Here is a 23,415-nt window from a genome sequence, read left to right as displayed (position 1 = left end):
CATTGCCAACAACAGGAGTTGTCATGACACGCATAGCGATTGGGGCCACTTTCGCCCTCGTCCTGGCCGCAACCGCGGCGCACGCTGCCGACAGTGCCACTTGCAAAAAAGTCCGCTTCGCCGACGTCGGCTGGACCGACATTCAAGTGACGACCGGACTGACCAGCAACATTCTAGAAGCGCTCGGCTATGAGCCCGAGGTCAAGACGCTCTCCGTTCCCGTCACCTACGCCTCGTTGAAAAACAAGGACATCGACGTTTTCCTGGGCAACTGGATGCCCAGCATGACCGCCGACATCAAGCCCTACATCGACGACAAGTCCGTTGAGGTGCTTGGCGTCAACCTCGATAACGCCGGTTACGGTCTCGTCGTCCCCGACTACGTCGCCGATGCAGGCGTCAAAAGCCTTAAAGACCTCGGCACCCATAAAGATCAGTTCGACGGCAAGATCTACGGCATCGAAGCCGGCAATGACGGTAACCGTATCATCAGCACAATGATCGCCAAGCCGGAGAACAACCTCCAGGGCTTCGAATTGGTCGAAAGCTCCGAGGCAGGCATGCTCACCGAAGCCGAAAAGGACATGAAGAAGAAGAAGTGGATTGTCTTCCTCGGCTGGACACCCCACCCGGTCATGGGTGCCATGAAAATCCACTACCTCGACGGCATGGGCGATTCCGGTTTCGGCGCTGCAACCGTCAGCACCAACGTTCGCGCCGGCTACGAAAAAGAATGCCCGAACGTCGCCAAGTTCCTGAAGAACGAAAAATTCAATCTCGCCATGGAAGGCGCTATGATGGAGCCAGTGCTGAAAAGCGGTGCCGATCCGAAGGCGACCGCGCTTGAATGGCTCAAGAAAAATCCTGAAGCCGTAACACCGTGGCTGGCAGACGTAACCACGTTCGATGGTGGCGACCCACAGGCTGCGCTGAAGGCGTACCTCGCAAAGTAGGGGTCCTGCCACTATCCGCCCGGCAAAGGACAGGACGGCTGCTTCACAAGCGGCCGTCCGTCGCCGAATGAAGCTTGAGCACTGGGAATGGCGCAGATGGACCCCGTATCGAAGCTTGTAACTGCCTGGAAAATTCCGGTCGGACAATTCGGCAAAGCGATCTTCGACTTCGTCACCGACTATTTTCAGTGGTTCTTCGATGCCATATCGACGGTTCTCGAGACGTTCGTCGACGGAACGTCCGATTTCCTGCTGCAAATCCCGCCTCTCGTTCTGGCGGTTATTCTCGCCGGTCTCGCCTATTGGCTTCGGCGTTCCGCCGTTCTCGCGGTCGGCGTTTTGATCGGCCTGCTGTTCATTCTGAACCAGGGCTTGTGGAAAGAGACCGTCCAGACGCTTGTACTGGTTTTGTCGGCCACCGCGCTCTCAATGATCATCGGCGTGCCCATCGGAATTTGGGCGGCGCATAAACCTCACGTCTGGCGCATCACGCAGCCTATCCTCGACCTGATGCAGACGATGCCGACCTTCGTCTACCTCATCCCCATTCTGATTCTGTTCGGCCTCGGCGCTGCGCCCGCACTGATCGTCACGATCATTTTCGCCATGCCCGCCCCCGTGCGCATGACGTATCTCGGCCTGACCTCGATCCCAAAGCCAATGCTGGAAGCCGGAGAAAGTTTCGGCGCCACGAAACGCCAACTCTTATGGAAGGTTGAGTTGCCCGCAGCGCTTCCGTCCATCATGGCCGGTCTCACCCAATGCATCATGCTATCGTTGTCGATGGTCGTCTTCGCCACGCTGATCGGCGCACCGAGCCTCGGCAATCCGGTCAACCGCGCGTTGGCCAACCGCAACATTCCGCTGGGCATCGAAGCCGGCCTTGCGATCGTTATCCTCGCCATCATCCTTGATCGCGTCCTTGCCATTAAACCGGAGGTCCGCAAATGAGCGTCGCGGTCGATTTCAAAAACGTCGATATCATCTTCGGCAAGGACGTTGCCCGCACGCTCGCTATGGTCGATGCCGGTGCGACGCGGGCTGAGATCCTTGCCAAAACGGGAGCCGTGCTAGGCGCCGCCGGTGCGAACCTGACTGTCAACGAGGGTGAGATTTCAGTTCTGATGGGCCTGTCCGGCTCCGGGAAATCGACCCTCCTGCGCGCTGTCAACGGCCTTAACAAGGTCTCGCGTGGTTCGCTCCTGGTGAAGGACGGCGACCGCATGGTCGATATCGCAACCTGCGATGCAGCAACCCTTCGCCACATGCGGCAGAACCAGGTCGCGATGGTGTTTCAGCAGTTCGCGCTACTGCCGTGGCGCACCGTGCGCGAGAATGCTGGCCTTGGCTTGGAGCTGGCAGGCGTCCCGGCCGCCGAACTCAAGGAGCGCGTCGATCGCCAGCTCCATCTCGTCGGGCTCGATAGCTGGGCCGACAAATACGTACACGAACTTTCCGGCGGTATGCAGCAGCGCGTCGGCCTCGCTCGCGCCTTTGCGACAGACGCTCCAATCCTGTTGATGGACGAGCCTTTCTCCGCGCTTGATCCGCTGATCCGCACCAAGCTGCAGGATGAGTTGCTGCAGCTTCAACAGACCATCAAGAAAACGATCATCTTCGTCAGTCACGATCTAGAAGAAGCGCTCAAGATCGGCAACCGCATTACCATCATGGAAAGCGGACGCATCGTACAGTCGGGGACGCCGGAAGACATCGTCCTTAACCCGGCCGACGATTACGTCCGCGACTTCATAGCCAACGTCAATCCGTTGTCCGTGCTGACGGCCTGGAACGTCATGCGCGACAAACGCGACCTTGAAACAGCTGGCGACAACTGGCTCTGGCTCGACCGGCGGCAAACGACCAAATTTAGGATCGATAGCACAGGCAAAGTTGAAGCCGCCGAATGCCGCGGAAAACAAGCAAGCTGGGTGACGTGCGGCGACATCGAAGAACAAGTGTCCGATGAGTTCTCACCAGTCTACTGGGCAAGACCCGGCACCAGCCTAAAGACCGTGATCCTCGCGATGCATAAATCGGGCACAGCTCCGGTTGCGCTGTTCGATGACGACGACCGCTTCGTCGGTTCGATCGGCGTCCGCGACGTACTGCAGGCCATTCTGCGCCGTTCAGATTGATTTTCCGGCGGAGGCGCCGTCCGCGACCTCAGTTATTTTTCGATCGTTACATCACTGAGCGGCTTGCTGCAGCAGATCAGGATCATGCCCGCATCGATCTCGCGTTGCCGGATGCCGCCGCCATGCGTCATCACCACCTGACCGTCGACTTTCTTGCTTTTGCAGGTGCCGCAAACACCTTTGCTGCACGAAAACGGCAGACGCAGGCCAGCGGCCTTCGCCGCTTCGAGAATGAATTGATCGGGACGGCAATCAATTGTGCGACCCGACTTGGTGAACTCAATTTTGAACCCGACGCTTGGCACCGATGCTGCCGCAACGGCCTCCTGCACTTCCTCTTTCTCAACCGAACTTAATCGTTCGAACGAGAAGCTTTCTTCATGATAGCGCGTCATGTCGAAACCGGCGGAGGCCAGCATAGCGCGAATATTCGCCATGTACGCTTCAGGGCCACAGCAAAAGATTTCGCGCTCTGACAGATCCGGTACAATCGACTTCAAGAGCGGCAGCGTCAGAAAACCCGTCGGCGCGCTCCAGTCGCGTTGCTCGCCGATATTTTCGCAGACGAATGCCGTTCGAAATCGGTTCATCCCATGTGCCATGGTGGCAAGTTCGTTGCGGAAAATAATGTCCCGCGGCGTCCGCGCGCTGTGAACGAAAACAACGTCGCGATCTTCGCCAAGATCGTAAAGCGCACGTGACATAGACATCAACGGCGTGACACCGGACCCGCCGGACAAGAACAGGTACTTCGGTGCTGCGTGCAACGTGCAACTGAATTCGCCGGAGGGTCCGAAAGCTTTGATGGCAACGCCAGCTTTCAGATTGTCATGGAGCCAGTTCGAAACCTTGCCGCCCGGCACGCGCTTCACGGTAATCGACAGCGTGTCAGGCCGCGTCGGCGATGACGACATCGTATAGCAGCGATTGATCGTCTCACCATCGATCTCGAGTTCGAGGGTGATGAACTGCCCTGGACGAAAACGAAACAGCTTTGCCGTCGGCGTGCGAAACAAGAAGCTTTTGACGTCGTGCGTTTCCGCCCGAACATGCGTGCAGACAAGCACATCGTCTTCGTCAGAATTCCACTTGCCCGGCACGGCATCCCACTGCGCCGGATCGAGCCTGTCCTGCATCTCGTTCATGTCGTTCAGGCGCTCGCGGCAAACGGGCTGACGGTCGCCGATTCATATCCGGTTGCCGTCCGAAGCCGCTGGAAATACCAGGACATGAACTTCTCGACCAGTTCTTCCGTATAAGGCGAATAAGGCCCAGGAACATACGCTGCACTATGCGAACCGATCTGCGTCCTCTCGACGAGCGCTCCATCCTGCATATTGGTCGCGTGCCAAACAGCGCTGAGCGCCTTGGGATCGTAGTCCTGCCCTTCCACGGCATCCTTATGAACAAGCCACTTCGTCCGCAGCAACGTACGTTCCGCATCGATCGGCAGCACGCTGAACGTCACGATGTGATCGCTCATAAAATGGTGCCACGAATTCGGCTGTGTCCAAAACGACAGGCCGCCAAGATTGCGCAGAGAAAGATCGCCGAGCAATTTCTTGCACGCAACCTTGCTGTCGAGCGTCTGGGATTCTCCCGCCTTATCGAGTGGAAGCCGTTCCGTTCGGAACGCCGTCACGCGACTGTCGAGAAACTCCAGTTCGACGGACGGTAATCCGCATGATTCCCACCTTGCATGCTCGCGCGTCGTCAGATCCTTGAACGCGCGCACGTCGTCTGCATTCTCTGGGGACGGCTGATACCCGAATCCGAACTCATAGAGCGAAATCGTAAGTTCCGGATGATTGCCCTTGCAATGGTAGCATTCGCGATTGTTCTCCATCGTGAACTTCCAATTGCCGTTCTCGATGAGATCTTCCTCATACGCGACTTTGCAATCACTAATGCGGTGCGGAAGAATATAGGGTTCCATCTCGCGCCGCATCTGCTCGAAGTCGACAGGCGGATTGTCCGCAAGGCAGACGAAGATCAGCCCAGCAACATTCCCGACGTGGACCATCTTCAGACCGAATTTACTCCGGTCGAAGTCATCGCCCATGTGCTCCGTGTGAATCAGATTGCCACGCAGGTCGTAAGTCCACTGATGGTAAGGACAAACGACATTGCCAACGCTACCCTTGTCTCCATCGCAGAGGCGCGCGCCCCGATGGCGGCACACGTTGTGAAACGCCGTGATCGACATGTCGTCGTCACGAGCCACGACGACTGACGTCTTTCCGATCGGAACTGTGAAATAATCGCCTGGCTCGGGAATGTCAGGCTCGCAGCCGACGTAAATCCACGTCCCGCCGAAAATGACCTCCATATCGAGATCGAAAATTTCCTTGCTCTGATAGAATGACGCTTCCAGGCTATAGCCCGGTCGCCGTCTGGCTATCAGGGACCGCAGTTCATTTGATAATTGCATGTGGTCCTCCCATTGCAGGGGCTCAGCTCAAAAATCAACGAGGCGATGTTCTCTCAGATAATTCAGCACCACTTGTGCTTTATCGACGGATGTCCCCTCAAAAGCGACAACACCGCCTTTCACCTCAGACACGATCGCCGAGATCAATCGAGCGTGTGCCGCCTTTTTTTCCTGGGCCTTAAGACGCTGGGGATGACGCGGCTCGGCTTCCACTGCCCAGCTTGGCTGGAGCATCACGCTCTCATCCAGACCAGCGCTCGGCAATGGCTCGATTTTTCCGGAAGTACGGCGCGCATAGGCATATTTCAAACGCACAGGCGCCAAGGGATGCACGGCGACAATGACCGGCAACGGGCAGGCCACCCGCCGCCTCTGCCCCCTGGGAAGAAACTGGCGGATCGTCGCCTCGCGTCCCGACGCGCCGACTTCAATTTTGATTTCGAGCGCATTTGAGATAATCGGCCGCCCGAGCGTCTCGGCCAGAACATACGGCAACAGACCACTGCCTGCGCCCTGCTCGGCCCGGCTCCCCGTCAGGATGATATCGGAGTTTCTCAACGCCTCACACAGCGCCGAAATCGAAACACCGCCGGATGTCCCCTCCAGCACGTCGATCCTGCTGGCTCCGAGGGCCATATAATCCTTGAGTGCGGGTTCTTCTTTTTCTCCGGCGTGAACGATGCGTAAGGCATCGCCGGATAAAGCCTTGCCGACGGCCATGGCAACCGTATCGCCGCGACAGGCGCGCGCCGCACCGCTCACCGGATGGCGACCGGCGGAAACCAGTACCGCGACGGAAACGGGCGCGCTCATACCTGCCCCTCCGGCGTTTCCGACTGAGCTCGTGCTTGCCCGACGCGCGCGATCAAAGCTTGCATCACCTCTTCCGCGTCACCAACCACCGTTAAATCCGCGCGCTTGATTATCGGCGCACCTGGATCGCTGTTGATTGCGATCACGTGACGGCACGCCTTAATGCCCTGCAAATGCTGGACAGCGCCGGAGATGCCAACCGCGATGTAAGTCGTCGCGCTGACGGACTTGCCCGACGCACCGATCTGTTTGCTGCGCGGAAACTTCCCATCATCCACCGCAACGCGACTGGCACCCACCGCCGCATCGAAGCAACCCGCCAGCTTTTCGAGCGTCGCCACGTTGGTCACGCCATTTCCCGCCGAAACGATGAAGTCGGCTTCCTCCAACGCGATGGATCCCGTTTCCGTTGCTTCGAGACCGAGATCTCGGCACACGTCCTTGACGTCGGCAGCCAACCGCACGGACAGAACCTCTCCGGCGCCAATAAAAGGCAGGTTACTATCGACCGCGCCTGCCTGCAGCAGCACGAAACGCGGCAGCGGCGCATCCGCCAGACACCCACCGCCGGACCATCCGACGGCGACGTGCTTGCCGCTGATTTCTGAAACGTGTGTCGCTGCAGAAGCACGAAGCTTCGCAATCAGCCGTCGCCCGAGATCGCCATCACCCAGCGCGTTGTCAGGCATGAAAATGTGCTCTGGCTGATAAACATTGATGAGCGCTTCGACCACACCCTCTTCACGCCGAGGTTCGAAGCGGGCGGCATCGAGATCATCCACGATCACGACCTTATCAGCGCCCAGCGCCGCCGCATTCTCATGAAAGGCACCGAGAATCACGGCAATCACGCCCGTCTCCGACGCCGCGAGAATGGCAGCTGCTGCAATCGCCTCGCGGGCATGGTCGTCGAGCCGTCCTTGATAGGCATGCGCGATGGCCATATGCCAACTTGTGGCGGCGACTTGGGTCCGCAAAGGTTTCGCCCGAGGCGCTTCCGAATTTCGTGAAGCGCCAACGGCGAGGTCCCCCGCACCGGTCTCGCCAAGAACGATCCTACGCAGGCCGTTCGGTCCGATGCGATACGGACGGCGCGGATCAACCCGTTTCGCCCCGCTCATGGCCGTTCCTCCAGCGAAGCTGCGACGAGTTCCGCGATATCGAGCACTTCCGCACGATCGCCAGCCACGCCCTCCAGCATTGCCGTACATTGCGGACAGGCCACAGCCACAACTTCGGCGCCGATAGCGCGAATATCATCCATGCGCATATCCGGAATGCGCAGTTTACCGGGGATGTCGGTCAGCGGCGCACCGCCGCCACCGCCGCAACACCGCGCGCGAAACCCGGAGCGCTCCATCTCTCGAACGGTCGCACCGAGCTTTCGCAGAACCGAGCGCGGCGCTTCGAACTCGCCGTTATAGCGACCGAGATAACAGGGGTCATGATAGGTCAGTGCGCCCGCATCTTGCCGCTCGACCAATTGCAATGCGCCACGCTCCATCAACTCGTCGATCAGAGCGGTGTGGTGTACGACAACGTAACGCCCGCCAAGCGCCGGATATTCGTTGCGAAGACTGTGCAGCACGTGCGGATCTGCCGTCACGATGCGCTTGAAATCGAGCTTGGCCAACGTCGCGATGTTCTTTTGGGCGAGGGATCGAAAGGTTGCTTCATCCCCCAACCGACGCGCCGTATCACCGGTATCCCGCTCATCTTCGCCGAGCACAGCGAAATCCGCGTTAGCAGCTTTCAGAATTTTCACCAGCGAACGAAGCGTCCGCTGATAGCGCATGTCAAACGCGCCCTCCCCGGCGAACAGCAACAGATCGACCGGCTTCCCAGGTTCAGCGGTCGGCGCGTCGAGGTCAATTGCCCAGTTGTATCTCGCAGTTTTTGCGTAGCCGCCTTGCGTATCGGTCTCGCGTAAATTGGCGAGAACATCCGGCGCCGTCCCAGGGACATCGCCCTGCGTCAGGTTTAAGCTCCTGCGCATGCCGACGATCGCGTCGACATGCTCGATCAACATCGGACATTCCTCGACGCAGGCCCGGCAGGTCGTGCACGACCAAAGCGTTTGCGGCTCGATAAGCTGCGGAACGATCGCGTCATCCGGCGCGCCGTGATGCGTACCGATTGCGATGCCGGGATAGGGACTGCCCGCATAACTCACGTCGCTTCTGCCCGAGAACCCGCAGACGAGATCTTGAATAAGTTTTTTCGGATTGAGCGGTTGTCCCGCAGCAAAGGCCGGACATGCCTGTTCGCATTTTCCACACTGAACACAGGCGTCAAAGCTCAAGAGCTGATTCCAGCGAAAATCACTCGGTGCGTTGACCCCATATTCGCGTTCGTCGAGATGCAACGGCTTGAGAGCAGTTGATCGGACGCCCGAGAACCGCTCAGGCCGCGGATGAAACGCGAGATGCAGAAGACCTGCCACGGCGTGCTTCATCGGCGCCGCAAAGCCGATCCCAAGAACCAGTTCAGCCGAGCCAATAAGCAGAAAAAATATCGCCAGCGTTGCAATCGCAGCCGAAAGCATTCCCGGCGGTACCGCCACGGCAATGAGCAGCCCCAGCGCGAACGCTGCAAGCGTGAACGGCAGGCGATCCCACGCCCCGCGTGACAGACGTGAGGGCGGATTCCGCCGCCGTTGCCAAACGCAATAGACGCCGACAAGCATCACGGCGGCGCCCAGAACGATGCCCCAATCGAGAAGCCGCGAATAAATCCCCAGCCCATAATTGACAGCAACTAACCCGATTGCGAGCACCGCGCCGCCTGCTGTCGCAACGTGCGTGTGTGCAATGTGGGGCTCGCGCGCAACGACGTGGTGCAAGTCAACGAAGTAGCGCTTCGGAACGGCAAACAATCCCGACCATGCAACCGCGGCCGGCTGTCCTGCACGCCACAGCACCGCGCGGCGCGTTAAACCGAGTGCCAATGTCACCACCGACACCCAAAACAGCACGGTGATGACATGCGCGACAGACACGATCAGAAATCCTTGCAGAGCCGGAGCGAGTCATAGATCGCCGCGTGGATATTGTGCATCGACACGCAATCGCCGACGCGGAACAGCACGAAACGGTCCCCTTCCGTCGAGTCACTCAGCACAGGTTGTGGCGTATTAGAATAGAGCGCATCAAGATCGACCTGACCGCGGTTGATCGACTTCTCTTTCAGAGACCAGTAAAGCTCAGTGTTCGGCGTGATGCCGTTCTCGATCACGACCTGATCGACCGCCCGCTCTTCGAGTTCATCAGTATATTCGTTGCGCAGAACGGCGATCTTCTTGTTGCCCTCCGCATAGACGCGATCGAGCCAGAAGTTCGGTGTCGGAATGATGCCCTGCGCGTACATGCGCCGGTAGAAGATCGGAAACGTCGTGCCGCCGACATCGTCGCCGACCTTGACGTCCGGCGTCACGATCTCGACCGTACAGCCGCGGCTCGCGAGAAAATCTGCCGTCCCGAAACCCGCGTGCGTGCTGATCCCGTCATAGACCAGCACGTTCTCGGCAGGCGGCACTTTCTCGGAAAGAATGTCCCAGGCGCTGACGGAGAGCCCTTCAGCGGCACCCCACCCCTCTACCTGCTCGACGTGGCTTCGCCCGCCCGTCGCCAGAACAACAATATCCGGCCGTTCGCCGACGATCATTTCGGGCGTCGCCTCAACGCCAAGGCGACGATCGACGCCAAGCCGCTTCGTTTCGAGATCGAACCAACGAACGATACCCGCCATCTGCTCGCGCTGCGGTGCTTTCGATGCGAGATTGATCTGCCCGCCGACAGTTTCGTTCCGTTCGAACAAAATGACGTCATGTCCGCGCGACCGCGACACGCGCGCCGCTTCAAGTCCAGCGGGACCCGCGCCAACCACGACAACGCGCCGCTTTGCGCCAGTTGTCGGCGTGATGATGTGAGGCATAGTGGCTTCGCGCGATGTTGCCGCGTTTTGCACGCACAGCGTATCCGAACCCGAATACATGCGATCAATGCAATAGTTGGCGCCGACGCATTGGCGGATCTGATCCTCACGACCTTCGCGCACTTTCTTCATGATGTGCGGATCGGCAATATGCGCTCGCGTCATGCCGACGATATCGACCATGCCGTTTGCCAGAATACGCTCGGCCTGTGTGATATCGCGAATGCCCTGCGCATGCAGGATCGGAACCTTCACGACCGACTTGATGCCCGCTGCCAGATGCACGAACGGTTCAGGCGGTAACGCCATCGGCGGCATGCAGTTGGCAAGCGTGTTGTGCGTATCTGCGCCCGAGCCGATGACACTGATGAAATCGATAAGCCCCGTCTCGGACATGGCCTGCGCAATTTCCTTCAGCGTCACGTGATCAAGGCCGTCGTCATGAAACTCGTCGGCGCACATTCGCATGCCGACACAATAGTCGCGGCCGACAGCTTCACGCACGGTCTGCAGCACCTCGATCCCGAACCGCATACGATTGGTGAGACTCCCGCCCCATTCATCCGTTCGCATGTTGGTGCGTGGTGACCAGAACTGATCAATGAGTTGCTGATGCGCAGCTGAAATCTCAATCCCGTCGAAACCCGACTTCTGCACGCGCTTCGCGGCCGCTGCGAAATCGCCGATGATCCGCCGAATGTCTTCGATCTCGATTGTCTTGGCATTGCCGCGATGCACCGGCTCGCGCACGCCCGACGGCGACACCAGATGCGGCCAGGGGTCGCCTGCGTAAGCGGAACGCCGCCCCATGTGCGTCGCCTGGATCATGATCTTCATGCCATGGCGATGAACCGTGTCTGCCAAACGCGCCATCGGCTCGATCACGCGATCCGTCGTCAGATTGACGGGCCTCCACGCCCCTTGCGGCACGTCGATCGAAACAGGGCTCGACCCGCCGCAGATCGCCATGCCGAGACCGCCCTTGGCCTTCTCTTCGTAATAGCGGATGTAACGGTCGCCGGGCATGCCGCCTGCATCCGCATAGACCTCGGCGTGCGCCGTCGAATAGATGCGGTTCGGCAATGTCAGCTGATTGAGCTTGATCGGGGTGAAGATATGCGGATAAGCCGCCATCGCCTGATCCTTGCACCGCTTCGCGTCAACAATAAACGACCGTCGCGGCGAGGCCGCCAAGCGACGTTTCTTTGTATTTCGATTGCAAATCGTGACCGGTCTGCCGCATCGTCTCGATCACAGCATCAAGCGAAACGAGGTGGCCGCCGTCATCCATCATTGCGAGGCGCGCGGCGTTGATCGCTTTCATCGCGCCCATGCTGTTGCGCTCGATGCATGGTACCTGCACCAGGCCGCCGATCGGATCGCAGGTCATGCCGAGATTGTGTTCCATGCCAATCTCGGCCGCGTTCTCAATCTGCTCTGCCGTGGCACCCATAACGGCGGCAAGTCCGGCGGCCGCCATCGAGCAAGACACACCGATCTCACCCTGGCAGCCCATCTCTGCGGCAGAAATCGAAGCGTTCTTCTTGTAGAGCATGCCGATGCCCGCTGCCGTCAGCAGGAAGGTGACGATATGATCGTCGCGGGCGTCGGCATCAGGCGCCGCATCGCAAAAGCGCGTGTAATAGGCAAGCACCGCCGGAATGACGCCTGCCGAACCATTGGTCGGCGCCGTCACCACGCGCCCGCCCGCCGCGTTCTCTTCGTTGACGGCTATGGCGAAAGCGCTGACCATATCCATCGCGCGAAAATCAGCAGTGAGCTTGCCATCGACATCGCTCGCCTGCCGATAAAGCGCCGGGGCACGACGCTTCACTCTGAGACCACCAGGCAGAACGCCCTCTGTCGCAAGCCCGCGCTGCAGACAATCGTTCATCACCTGCCAGACTTTCAAAACCTTGGCGCGGGTCGCAGCTTCGTCCTGGTAGGCAAGCTCATTGCGCCAGACGATCTCGGCGATCGTCAGGTTGTGGCGCTGACAGAGCGCGAGAAGCTCCTTCGCACTACTGAAGGCATAGCGCACCGGCCGATGCGGAACCTCATCCGTGCTGCGACTTGCAATCAGCGCCGCCTTATCGAGAACGGCACCGCCGCCGATTGAGAAATAGGTGTTTCGGTAGAGCGAAACGCCAAGCGCGTCGAACGCCTCGATGATCATGCCGTTCGGATGCTCGCTGAGCATCTTATCGCGATGGAACAGAAGGTCCGTTTCGGGCGTAAAGGCAATATCGCCTTCACCGCCGAACGCCAGACGTTTCGTCCGCCGGACATCATCGACGCGTTGCGCCAGCGTTGCAGGGTCCGCGTCTTCCGGCGTTTCGCCGAGCAAACCGCCGATGACGGCAAAATCGGTCGCGTGGCCGACGCCCGTCAACGCCAGAGATCCATAAAGATCGACGACAACGCGTTCAACCAAGTGCATCAGGTTCGCCGTCCGAAGCTCCGCGATAAAACTGTTGACCGCGCTCATCGGCCCGACCGTATGCGAGCTTGATGGGCCAATCCCAATGCGAAAAACTTCGAAGACGCTGTAGTTCATCCTGCCACTCCATCCCCGGCGTGGCCCGTTGCCTCGATAGCGGCAATCCCCAGTCCATACGGCGCCGCGGCGCGGGCAAGATAGCGCCAAATATAGTCGGCGAAACTGCGGCGCATTAAAAGGCAGAAGCCATTGCCCGAACGATAGGCATAGACGGATGATTTACCGAACGTCGTCCCGACAACCCGTCCAGGCTGCAAGGCCGCAAAATTGTAAACGCTGGCGTGCTGAAGTACGTCGAGCGCGTTCCGGCCTTGAAGCAGAACCTGCGTGTACCCGCCAGAATTGTCTACGACCTGGCTTCTGATCCCCTGAAGACCGGCCTTGAGGGCGGCAATCAACTCACCCAGCCGGGACCGTGCGCAAACGACCATCCACTCATCCGGCGAGATCCACAGCACTTTCACCCCATTAGCCACGGTGAACGTACACGGATCGACCGGAAGCGGAACGCCGATCGCCGTCGACACCTTCTCGACGAAGGCCGGATCTGCGGAGTTGCCCCGCAGGCTGACATAGCCCAGCAGCGGAATTTCATTCGCCCACGCACCGCGAACGTCGTCAGCGGGCTGCGCCTGAGCCGCAAGATCGAAAGCATGAAGCGGCGATTGCATGGTCGGCTCAGCCATTCTGCCGCTCCCCCTTCGGATCGACGAAAACGGGTGACACCAGTTTCACTTTGTGCGTCTTGCCGCCTGCATATGCAAACAACGTATCGCGCCCGGCGCTCCGACCGTCGTCCCCTCGCCGGTTGATGCCATCGCGCACGACGGCCATTGCTATCGACCGGCCAAGCTCGGCACTGAAATAGCTCGACGTCACATGACCTAACATCGCGACAGGAGGCGTCACATCAGGTTGCTCGATGATTTGCGCCCCTTCCGCCAGAACTACAGTCGGATCATCTGTCAGCAAACCGACGAGCTGCTTGCGGTTCGGCGCGGCCGTGTCGCTGCGCGCAAACGACCGTCTGCCGATAAAGCTGAACGGCTTTTTCATCGACACGGCCCATGCCATGTCGAGATCGAACGGCGTCTGCGAACCGTCCGTATCCTGGCCAACGATGATGAAACCTTTCTCTGCGCGCAGCACGTGCATGGCATCGGTGCCATAGGGCGTGATGCCGAATTCGTCTCCCGCGGCCATCAGCGCTTCCCAGACATGACGGCCATAGCTCGCATCGACATTCACTTCGAATGCCAGCTCGCCCGAAAAGCTGATCCGGAACACGCGGGCCGGAACGCCCGCAACCGTCCCTTCGCGCCAGTCCATGAATTTGAATGCCGACGGCGAAAGATCGATGTCAGTGCAGACCTTCGCCAGCACCTCGCGGCTCTTCGGCCCAACCACGGCGGCTGTTGCCCAATGATCAGTGACCGACGTCATATAGACATCAAGCTCCGGCCACTCGGTCTGGTGCCAGTTCTCCAGCCACGTGAGCACGCGTGCAGCGCCTCCCGTCGTTGTCGTCATCACGAAGTGATCGTCCGCGACGCACGCCGTGACGCCGTCGTCCATTACCATGCCGTTCTCATCAAGCATCAAGCCGTAACGGCACTTGCCCGGCGCGAGCTGCGTCCACGCATTCGCATAGACGCGATTGAGGAATTCGCGGACGTCCTTACCCTGAAGGTCGATCTTGCCGAGAGTCGAGGCATCCATGATGCCGACGCCGCGGCGAGCCGCCAGACATTCCCGACGCACGGCAGCGTCCTGATCTTCGCCGCGATGAAGAAAGTATTGCGGCCGGAGCCACTGCCCAACGTCTTCGAACACCGCGCCGCGCGCCACGTGCGAAGCATGCATCGCCGTCGTGCGCCGCGGTTCGAACGTCTCACCCTCGTTCGCGCCAGCCAGCGTCCCGAACGTTACCGGCGTGTAGGCCGGACGATACGTCGTCGTGCCAACCTCAGGAATGCTTTTGCCGAGCGCGTCCGCTGCGATCGCAAAACCGTTGACGTTCGATAGCTTGCCTTGATCCGTCCCGAACCCCAGGGCCGTATAGCGCTTGATGTGCTCGATCGAGCGATAGTTCTCGCGCACGGCAAGATGAATATCGGCCGCTGACACATCATTTTGGAAATCGACGAACGCCTTCTTGCCATGTCCTTCCGGCTTGCCATCCGGAACACGGAAGATCCGTCGCGCCGGTGTGGCCTCTGGCTCATCGGTTTCCAGGCTCCGCGTTTCGGCGGCCGGCTCCTTGCCAAAGGAGGCAATCAATGCAGCCGTCACTTTTTCGGCTTCCGTCAGGGCCGCCTGCAGTCCGAACGTTCCCGTGATCGCGCCGGCACAATAGATACCAGCAGCGGCACGCCCCGTCGCAGGCGCGACGAACGCCAGCTTGCTCTCGTCCCAATATGGACGGCCGCCGTCATGGCAATAGAGATGCACTGTTGGTGACAAACCGCCGGAGCTTCCCAGCGCATCACACTCGAATGACGCGCCCTGCCCTGCAACGTCGTTGCGGTTGCCATCGAGCTTGACGAGCTGCGCACCCTTGACCGCCCTGGCGCCATGCGCCACCGCAATCCCGCATCCCGGTCGGACATCGACACCTACTGCATGGGCGCGTTGCTCCCAAGTGGTGTTCGGCCGCATTCGCGTATCAGCAAGCACGACCGAGCACCCGGCGAGCGCCAGATCGCAAGCCCCTTGATAGGCGTAATCGTTGCTCGTCTGCAAAAGCACGCGCTTGCCGACCGCGACGCCATAGCGATTGAGATAGGTCGTCAAAGCCGAGGCCGTCAGAATACCCGGCAGATCGTTGTTGCCGAACACCAGCGGCCGCTCGATGGCGCCCGTCGCCAGCAGAATGCGTTCTGCCCGGATGCGATGCAGCCTCTGCCGCGGCGTCGCCTCATCGCGGTCTTTCAACGGCAGATGATCCTGAAGCTGCTCGACAGCCATGATCAGGTTCATGTCATGAAGAGCAAACGCGCTTGTCCGCGTCATGACCTTCACATTGGCGAGGCTCTGCAGCTCGCCGATGACCGCCTTCAGCCACGCGGTCCCCGATTCACCGCCGATGACCGTATTCGGCGATGACAATAGCCATCCGCCCAACTCGTTTTGTTCATCGAGAAGCACGACGTCCAGTCCCGCGCGCCCGGCATCGAGCGCCGCCAGCAATCCACAGGCTCCGCCGCCGACGATGACGACCTGAGCATGGCTGTTACGATGATTGTAGCTTTCGCTATCGGCCTCTTCTGGCGCCGAGCCGTATCCCGCAGCCTGCCGGATGATGTGTTCGAAGCGGGGCCAGAGCTTCTGATTTTGAAACGTCTTGTAGTAGAAGCCTGCGGGCATGAAGCGCGCGAAAGGCCCGCAGAAACTCTTGAGATCGAACTCCAAGGTCGGATAGCCGGTCGTGCGCCGGGCGATCAATTGATCGTACAGCTCAACCTGCGTGGCCTTGAGATTTGGAATCGTCAGCGCGCCAGTCTCGACCTGCGTCAGCGCGTTCGGCTCTTCCGGTCCAGCGCCGACAATGCCGCGTGGCCGCCCGTACTTGAAGCTGCGGCCAATCATGCGCACGCCGTTGGCCAGCAACGCCGAGGCCAGTGTATCGCCAGCATATCCGGTGTAGGACTTGCCATCGAACGAGAACGACAGCGGGCGCTCGAAATCGACACGCGCATTGGCGTGCTTGACGCGATAATCCGTCATTGCGCGCCACCTTCCGCATCATAGGCCTTGCGGCCTTCGGCAAGCGTCCAAGAGCCTGCTATGGTGTTCGTCGCAGTATTGCGCTTCACAACTAAAAACTTCCGGCACCCGGTTGCGTGCGACCACAGCTCCCAATGCCAGCCTTTCGGATTGGTCCGCATGAAGAGGTAGTCGCCCCAGGCTTCATCGCTGACGGTTTCAGGCGTTGACGGGCGAACGCGAAATGCTTCGCCCGCATACCCAAACTCCTCTTCCTCGCGTTTTTCCTGGCAGTGCGGGCAGAACAGAACGAACATCGAATTATCCCGAATTAGTGTGCGACAGCAGCGGCGCCGTGCTCGTCGATGAGATGTCCCGTCGCGAAGCGATCGAGACTGAAAGCCTTGTTGAGCGGATGCGGATCGTCTTTCGCAATCGTGTGTGCGAAGACGTTGCCGGAGCCTGGCGTAGCCTTGAAGCCGCCCGTGCCCCAACCGCAATTGAAGTATAGGCCCTTTACCTTCGTCTTGCTGATGATGGGACAGGCGTCCGGCGTCGTATCGACGATACCACCCCACTGCCTGTTCATCCGAACGCGCGAGAAAATCGGGAACATCTCGATGATCGCCGCCGCGGTGTGCTCGATGATGTGCGGACTGCCGCGCTGCGTATAACTTGTATAGGAATCGATGCCGGCGCCGATGACAAGCTCGCCCTTGTCGGACTGGCTTGCATATCCATGAACCGCATTCGACATGACGACCGTGTCGAGCACGGGCTTCATCGATTCCGATACGAACGCCTGCAGCGGGTGACTTTCGATCGGAAGTCGGATACCGGCCATTTTCGCCAGTACCGATGAATGGCCGGAAGCTACGCAGCCAACCCGTTCGGCTCGGATCGGACCGCGCGTCGTCTCAAGCCCCTGAATGCGGCCGTTGACAATATCCATGCCGACGACTTCGCAATTCTCGACGATGTCGACGCCATACTTGCTGGCCGCTCGCGCAAAGCCCCACGCCACCGCATCGTGGCGCGCGACGCCCGCGCGCGGTTGATAGCTCGCGCCAAGCACAGGGTAACGTGCGTTCTTCGACGTATTCAGGATCGGAATCATCCGCTTGACTTGCGCTGTGTCGAGCATTTGCGCGTCAATGCCGTTCAGGATGTTCGCGTTCACGCGCCGCTCGATGTCGCGCATATCTTGCAGTGTATGCCCGAGATTAAAGACGCCGCGCTGGCTGAACATCACGTTGAAGTTCAGATCCTCGGTAAGACCTTCCCACAGCTTCAACGCATGCTCGTAGAGCATCGTCGCTTCGTCCCATAAATAGTTGGAACGAACGATCGTCGTGTTGCGCGCCGTGTTACCACCACCGAGATATCCCTTCTCGATGACGGCGATGTCGCGAATGCCGTACTCTTTCGCCAGATAGTATGCCGTCGCAAGCCCGTGCCCGCCTGCACCAACGATTATGACGTTATAAGAGGGCTTAGGGTCCGCGCTGCGCCAGGCCGGGTCCCAGCCCTCGTTGTGGCCCAGACCTTTCGCGAAAAGCGACCAGATCGAGTAGTCCTTCTTCATCGCAATTCCCCGACGATATGGCCCGGCGCGAACGTGGCGCGGCTTCTTCGGGCACGAACTGAGAGTTAGACGACCGCGCCGAATATCGGCCTTCCAGGGAAGACGCGAATTTTGCTAATTACGACATGTCGCAACGGCGACCTCGTTCCCAGGTCCGCAGGCCACCTAACACATTGAAACAGCTACATATCGCCTATGCGTTTATGCTGCCCGCATCGCCGCGATAAGGGCCACAGTTGGCGCGATCGAAATGTCCGGCCGCCCTGCGAGTTCGAGGTCACAAAAGGCTTTCGTAACGACCTCATGCTCGGTCAGAAATCGTAAGGTCTTGGCATCTTCGGGAGCGCACAGCTGCTCAAGCTCACCATAGCGGGCAATGACCGGCACCAGTTCCTTGCTATAAAGCGCCATGAAGTCGGCCCAGTGCAGGCTGACGTACTTCTGCACATTATTGACGCCCCTCTGCCGGAAGACCTCGCTCTCGGCCGTATCCCCGCCGAGCTTCGCCACCAGATCGTGCATCCGGGCCTTGGTCACGACCTCAAGCTCGGCCAGCACCCGCCATTTTTCCGCCCGCTCCGGATCATCGAGAGCCTCGGCAATGCCGCGATAGAGCGCCTCGCCGTAGACTTCGCCCTGGTAGGCGCGCTCGACACGGCTCAGATAATCACCCGATGTGTCGACAGACATGACGACCTGCCCCTCGCAAACAAATCAAGATCGAAGCCAAGGCTAGAGCTTGAGCGTGCCGGCCTCAAGACGCTTGGCTCGGCACGGCTAAGCTCTAAGAGGAAAAAGAAGCCGGTATCATCCAGCGGGTGCCCTGCCGTATCGCCCCGCGCCGATAGCGTCGACGACGAAGGCGAGCACGCTGGCGCTGCAAGAACCGAGCTGTCCGGTCCTTGGTATGTCTCCAAGGGCTAATTTCATAGCCAAATTCATGACCAATTGTCCCTATTGGACATCCAAAGAGACATCTTTATTTGGCTATGAAAATTGAGCTAAATGCTTTTCGGCACACAACAATTTCAACCAAGTATCTTTTCGAACTGGACATCCAAAATACCCCTACGGCCTCCATCTTTATTCATCACCTCTATTCATCGCGCTTGCCCGACTGGCTCTGTGAATCGAGGGCATCTCGCCACTGGCTCACAAACGACTGCGGGCTTAGCGAAGCGATCTCCACGTTAAGGTTAATAGCCATCATTGCCGTCTTCGCCCGGCGCAGACGGGTGCTTGATATGGCTTTCCATTTTAACCACATAAGGGCCTGCCGCGACGGTGAGCATCTTGCGAATATGTGAAGCTAGACAGCAGATTCGCAAAGGAAGTAGCTGATGGCATCACCTCAAAAACGCAAATCCTACAAAGCAAGCCGGCAAGGGCAACACGCTAGGTCGCGCCGAACGAAGCGGACAGATAAGGAAACAGCGATCGCAATTCTGAAGACGGATTTCCGTCAAAACAATTCAACGGCACCGCGGCGCAGCCTCAAACATTACGACCAATTCCACGATGAGATGATAGAGAGGCACGAGCCATATCTCCCTCTGCATTTCGACATGGTGAGACGTGCGACGCAATTAAGATACGGCTTGGAAAGAATGCACCGATTTAAGGATCAATTCTTTGCCTCGCTCGAAGAAGTAGCCGACGTGAACACTTCGGTGGATCCGGAGAGAAGACAGTGGTTCACAGACCTTCTCGAAATGATATTGCGAACCGATGGATTGAAAAAACTTTCGCAATACGAGGCTGACTTGTCGGAAGAAGTCCGGAAGAACAACAAGGAGCTTGAAGAACTCGCAGACTGGCAGCACCGCGAAGGATTTAAGCGCGGACAAATCGGCTATCAGTTCTCACAGCCATTAGGTTCGGACACACGCATTTGCTATGACGAACCTGCACCACGCGCCCCGCAAAATGCGCCACCGCCACAACTGAGTGCGAGGGAACAGGATGAAGCATCGCGGACCGATCTCGACCCTTCGAAGGGTACAATCCTAACACCGATAACCGCATATAAGACACCAGAGTAGGCGCCTCGCTTTAGGAAACTGATAGTGGAGCGGGCTCCCGCGGCCTGCTCTATATCCCCGTCCCTGCTTCCTTACGCAAAGGAAGAACCTCGTCGACATCGCCGGCAGCGCCGCGTTCGTTGTTTCCGATCGCCCTGTTGTCGTTGTCGTTGTCGTTGTCGTTGTCGTTGTCGTTGTCGTTGTCGTTGTCGTTGTCGTTGTCGTTGTCGTTGTCGTTGTCGACGCATGCTCAAAAGCTGGCTGAAGCGCAACCTCGACAAACATCAAAGATGAGCTAAATCAACACATCAACAAACCGCACCGCATGCAAGGCGCATCTAACCTGGATGAAAAGCACGTTGCCCCCTGAGCACCTGACAGGACCTTCTGGGCAAAACCTTACAACTCGGCGACGAAACATTTAGAGCGAGTATCGCAACCCGATAGCGGCGAGCGGGATCAAGCCCACCGCAAAAAGCCCGGCAGAGACTGAAACCATCAGCGCGCTTCAACGCGTTTGAAGCATCGCAAGTCGTGGCGCAATTGCCGCCGCCGGAGCATGAACCCCAACCGTTGGCGCAAGCAGATCCCTTTCCGGTTAGAAAGCTCGGTCGAGAAGAAGTTACGAGGATGAAGAGACTGATGCAGTCTTGCAGGACAACAGACCCGCTACCCCATAGCGAGACACCATAATTTCTACAGTAAATATTCGCTTTTTCAATGACTTAGGCCGCCAAAACTCTACGATCATCTGCACCCATAACCTTCAAAGAGTGCACAATCGTGAGCAACAAAACTGAAATCGAAACCGACCTGATGGCCACTCTCGCCGGATCCGGCCTGATTGATGTCGCCCAGTCTCTTCGCCAGATCGAGGACGAACATCCCCAGCAACTTCCTCTCGTTGCTAAGCTCCTAGGAATAGAGCGTCGCGACGCTGCTTACATGGCGCGGATAGCTCGCACCTTCAAAGAACTGGAATTGGACGAAGAACGGCTGCTCACACTGGGATGGCCCAAGCTCGTAATCCTGAGCGACTACATCTCTTTCTCAAATAAGGACGAACTGCTCGAGCTTGCGGAACAAATGACGGCAAAAGACCTCGCAAGAAATCTTGCCCTGCAACCCGCTGGCACAAGACCTCTGGTCTTATATCTGTCCGATGAACAGTACAGGCGCCTGGAAAAAGTCGTTTTGGCCCACGGCGCGGTGCGCAGTAGGCGATCTCAATACAGTCTCTCGGGCAAGGAAGAGGCCCTTCTGAGGGCCCTTTCCCCAGAAGCCGACTAGCGGCGCGCGAAGATCCGAGGCGAGTTCGGCACTGCCAATGCAGCGTCGTGTAAAAAGCGAGAGTACAGGCAGCACTATGTTGGTCAGCCGAACAACTGACGATCAAACATATCAATGGAAGGTAGGACTAAATAATCTGCGTAGCGAGTAATTCAACATGACATTTAGCGACGAACAAACACGGCTTCTCAAGGCAAAATTGAAACGGCGTCACGTGAAAACACGAACCATGGACGGCGAACGCCTTTCCTATCTCGAAGGATGGCATGTCATTGCCGAAGCCAATCGTATCTTTGGCTTCGCACAGTGGGATCGCCAGACGCTTGCTCCGCACTGTCACTGGACGCTCCAGCGATCCGGACAAACCGTTTGTCTTTATTCGACTCGCGTCCGCGTCACAGTCAGGAGCGGCGATACCGTGACGATCCGCGATGGTTTTGGAACCGGGCTCGGACGATCAGCGCAGCCCGAAATCGCCCACGATGTGGCGATCAAGTCGGCCGAAACAGATGCGACGAAACGGGCTCTGGCGACTTTCGGCAATGCCTTTGGGCTGGCACTCTACGATCCTGAGCAAACGCACGTCACGAGAAGCAAGAAGCGTTGGCGAAAAGGCACCAAGCCCGAACTCGTCGTCGTCAGCCTGAGCGGCAAAGAGTGCAGCTTTACTGATCCACTAGCCTTCAGCCAGGAAGTGCTTCGCCAAGCTGAGGAAGTGGCCACCATAGACGATCTGTATACCTTGTGGGCCCTTAATGCCGCCACGATGAAAGTGCTCGCTGCCGATCCTCATGGAGGCGAGCTTAATCAGAGAATTATTAGCACCCTGAAAGATCGGGCCCGCCGCCTAACGACAGACAAGCTTCAATCGAGTCCGGTCGCCGATGAGAGACATCCAATCTCAGATGGGCGTCCTCCCCGCTCCTTTCTTCTGCCAAAAGAAAAGCGGATCCGCGATCGCCAGCACCTGGCATTTGTGGCAAGCCAGCCTTGTCTGATCTGCGGTCGACGCCCAGCGCAGGCGCATCACTTGCGCTTTGCTCAATCGCGAGCGATGTCACTGAAAGTCTCTGATGAGTTTACGGTGCCGCTTTGCGTTACCCATCACGATCAATTGCACAGAAGCGGCGATGAACCGGCCTATTGGCATAGCCAAGAAATTTCAAATCCGCTGGAACATGCGGCCAAATACTGGGCACTATCGCATCAACAGAACAAGCCGTCGCCCAGTCAAGTTTTCAATCCTGACACGGAAGAAGAGTTCAATGAACCACCGCTCCGAAAACCAGCCACCAAAATCATGGAATGAGCAGCAGCTTGCATTGGTTCACCAGACCTTGCACCGGCTCGGAGGGCCGCAGTGCGGCGCACGCTCACAACTGCCGCAGTGAACAGAACGGTGATTCTGTCGAACCGCGATCCGTTGCCGGATGAAGCCGGTCGCAGCGAATTGTCTTTGCCTCTCCGTAAAAGATGCGATGCATGGGACGTAGATAATACCCTCAGGATATGAGCATTCAACCGACTATGGCAGTGGACCGCCGGTGAGCCCACGCCGCGCCCTCCTAATACCCGCCTCCATGGGATTGGGACGCCTGGTCGCTTGGCTCGTGCGCGCTGCTAGCAATTGAGCTAGCTCTCGCCAAAGAAGGCCACGCGCAACAGGATTTCTGCGCTGGCGCCCGTGTGGCTCGTCTGCAGGGTCAAGTCTGGTTAGTTGAGTTTCTGTTCGACAGCAAAGGACAAGCGCAGAAGCAGCTTATCGACTTCATGCCTGTGATCTAGCAACGTCTTCCGAATAGCGAACAGCAGGTCTCGGTCCATCGCTTTCAGCGCGTCCGGCGACGATTGCTCAAGTTCATAGATGATTGCGAGGACGCGCGTTGGATCAGATGGCATCAGGCAGGTCCTTTGGCAATCACAACCGCAAAATCAGAAAGGCATCAGAAACGACCAGGAAACAACTGACCGCCTCCACGTTGTATTGGCCGTGTCACATAACCAGCGTAGCTTATTCCTACCCAAGGTCCATCCAGCAAGTAACGG

Annotated in this window: 19 protein-coding genes; 6 read left to right on the top strand and 13 right to left on the bottom strand. The window is 58.4% G+C overall.

The window, feature by feature from the left end; genetic code table 11:
- Nucleotides 1-23: 23 nt before the first annotated feature.
- From choX to choV, 3 genes are all read left to right on the top strand, one after another.
- Nucleotides 24-953 carry a choline ABC transporter substrate-binding protein gene (gene choX, locus RLW41_RS19905; RefSeq protein WP_409559782.1) on the top strand — a complete coding sequence of 310 codons (930 nt, stop codon included), beginning with the start codon at nt 24-26 and terminating at the stop codon, nt 951-953.
- Between the two features lie 96 nt (nt 954-1,049).
- Nucleotides 1,050-1,904 (top strand): choline ABC transporter permease subunit, encoded by an 855-nt coding sequence (gene choW / locus RLW41_RS19900; RefSeq protein ID WP_024275816.1) that lies wholly within the window; start codon nt 1,050-1,052, stop codon nt 1,902-1,904.
- Entirely contained in the window at nt 1,901-3,091 is a 1,191-nt protein-coding gene (gene choV, locus RLW41_RS19895) for a choline ABC transporter ATP-binding protein (protein ID WP_409559781.1), read from the top strand. The genes choW and choV overlap by 4 nt, the downstream gene beginning before the upstream one ends.
- A 32-nt stretch (nt 3,092-3,123) precedes the next feature.
- On the opposite strand, the gene RLW41_RS19890 is transcribed toward choV, so the two are convergent.
- The 12 genes from RLW41_RS19890 to RLW41_RS19835 form a co-directional block, all read right to left on the bottom strand.
- Nucleotides 3,124-4,236, bottom strand: coding sequence for an FAD-binding oxidoreductase (locus tag RLW41_RS19890; RefSeq protein ID WP_414462607.1), 1,113 nt, complete (start codon nt 4,234-4,236; stop codon nt 3,124-3,126).
- 5 nt (nt 4,237-4,241) lie between these two features.
- On the bottom strand, nt 4,242-5,522 hold the full coding sequence (locus RLW41_RS19885) for an aromatic ring-hydroxylating oxygenase subunit alpha (RefSeq protein ID WP_409559779.1): 1,281 nt from the start codon (nt 5,520-5,522) through the stop codon (nt 4,242-4,244).
- Nucleotides 5,523-5,549: 27 nt separating this feature from the next.
- The gene (locus RLW41_RS19880; RefSeq protein ID WP_414462606.1) at nt 5,550-6,242 is read right to left on the bottom strand and encodes a hypothetical protein; all 693 of its coding nucleotides are present in this window, start codon (nt 6,240-6,242) and stop codon (nt 5,550-5,552) included.
- 89 nt (nt 6,243-6,331) lie between these two features.
- Nucleotides 6,332-7,456 carry an electron transfer flavoprotein subunit alpha/FixB family protein gene (locus RLW41_RS19875; protein WP_414462605.1) on the bottom strand — a complete coding sequence of 375 codons (1,125 nt, stop codon included), beginning with the start codon at nt 7,454-7,456 and terminating at the stop codon, nt 6,332-6,334.
- Nucleotides 7,453-9,333: a (Fe-S)-binding protein gene (locus RLW41_RS19870; RefSeq protein ID WP_414462604.1), complete on the bottom strand. Its 1,881-nt coding sequence runs from the start codon at nt 9,331-9,333 to the stop codon at nt 7,453-7,455. Before RLW41_RS19870 ends, RLW41_RS19875 begins: the two co-directional genes overlap by 4 nt.
- Nucleotides 9,334-9,335: 2 nt before the next feature.
- Nucleotides 9,336-11,402 (bottom strand): FAD-dependent oxidoreductase, encoded by a 2,067-nt coding sequence (locus RLW41_RS19865; RefSeq protein ID WP_414462603.1) that lies wholly within the window; start codon nt 11,400-11,402, stop codon nt 9,336-9,338.
- Between the two features lie 25 nt (nt 11,403-11,427).
- Nucleotides 11,428-12,825 carry an L-serine ammonia-lyase gene (locus RLW41_RS19860; protein ID WP_013947487.1) on the bottom strand — a complete coding sequence of 466 codons (1,398 nt, stop codon included), beginning with the start codon at nt 12,823-12,825 and terminating at the stop codon, nt 11,428-11,430.
- Nucleotides 12,822-13,454 (bottom strand): sarcosine oxidase subunit gamma, encoded by a 633-nt coding sequence (locus RLW41_RS19855; RefSeq protein WP_414462602.1) that lies wholly within the window; start codon nt 13,452-13,454, stop codon nt 12,822-12,824. The genes RLW41_RS19860 and RLW41_RS19855 overlap by 4 nt, the downstream gene beginning before the upstream one ends.
- Nucleotides 13,447-16,494, bottom strand: coding sequence for a sarcosine oxidase subunit alpha family protein (locus tag RLW41_RS19850; protein ID WP_414462601.1), 3,048 nt, complete (start codon nt 16,492-16,494; stop codon nt 13,447-13,449). Before RLW41_RS19850 ends, RLW41_RS19855 begins: the two co-directional genes overlap by 8 nt.
- Nucleotides 16,491-16,790 (bottom strand): sarcosine oxidase subunit delta, encoded by a 300-nt coding sequence (locus RLW41_RS19845; protein ID WP_409563212.1) that lies wholly within the window; start codon nt 16,788-16,790, stop codon nt 16,491-16,493. The genes RLW41_RS19850 and RLW41_RS19845 overlap by 4 nt, the downstream gene beginning before the upstream one ends.
- 14 nt (nt 16,791-16,804) lie before the next feature.
- Nucleotides 16,805-18,058, bottom strand: coding sequence for a sarcosine oxidase subunit beta family protein (locus RLW41_RS19840; protein WP_024275812.1), 1,254 nt, complete (start codon nt 18,056-18,058; stop codon nt 16,805-16,807).
- A gap of 201 nt (nt 18,059-18,259) precedes the next feature.
- Complete coding sequence (locus RLW41_RS19835; protein WP_414462600.1) at nt 18,260-18,748, bottom strand: hypothetical protein; 489 nt, start codon at nt 18,746-18,748, stop codon at nt 18,260-18,262.
- A 650-nt stretch (nt 18,749-19,398) separates the two neighbouring features.
- Between RLW41_RS19835 and RLW41_RS19830 the strand changes: the two genes are divergently transcribed.
- The 3 genes from RLW41_RS19830 (at nt 19,399) to RLW41_RS19820 (ending at nt 22,678) form a co-directional block, all read left to right on the top strand.
- Entirely contained in the window at nt 19,399-20,100 is a 702-nt protein-coding gene (locus RLW41_RS19830; protein WP_024275809.1) for a hypothetical protein, read from the top strand.
- A 762-nt stretch (nt 20,101-20,862) separates the two neighbouring features.
- On the top strand, nt 20,863-21,369 hold the full coding sequence (locus tag RLW41_RS19825) for a hypothetical protein (RefSeq protein ID WP_013947478.1): 507 nt from the start codon (nt 20,863-20,865) through the stop codon (nt 21,367-21,369).
- A 157-nt stretch (nt 21,370-21,526) separates the two neighbouring features.
- Nucleotides 21,527-22,678 (top strand): RAD52 family DNA repair protein, encoded by a 1,152-nt coding sequence (locus tag RLW41_RS19820; RefSeq protein ID WP_414462599.1) that lies wholly within the window; start codon nt 21,527-21,529, stop codon nt 22,676-22,678.
- A 404-nt stretch (nt 22,679-23,082) separates the two neighbouring features.
- Here the strand turns inward: RLW41_RS19820 and RLW41_RS19815 are convergent, their stop codons facing one another.
- Nucleotides 23,083-23,268: a hypothetical protein gene (locus tag RLW41_RS19815; RefSeq protein WP_024275807.1), complete on the bottom strand. Its 186-nt coding sequence runs from the start codon at nt 23,266-23,268 to the stop codon at nt 23,083-23,085.
- Between the last annotated feature and the right edge of the window lie 147 nt (nt 23,269-23,415).

Origin of the sequence: Hyphomicrobium sp. DY-1 (assembly GCF_047497105.1) — a bacterium.
Classification (GTDB): Bacteria; Pseudomonadota; Alphaproteobacteria; order Rhizobiales; family Hyphomicrobiaceae; genus Hyphomicrobium_B.
The sequence above is the reverse complement of the archived record's forward strand: the minus strand, read 5'-3'. Positions and strand labels throughout refer to the sequence as shown.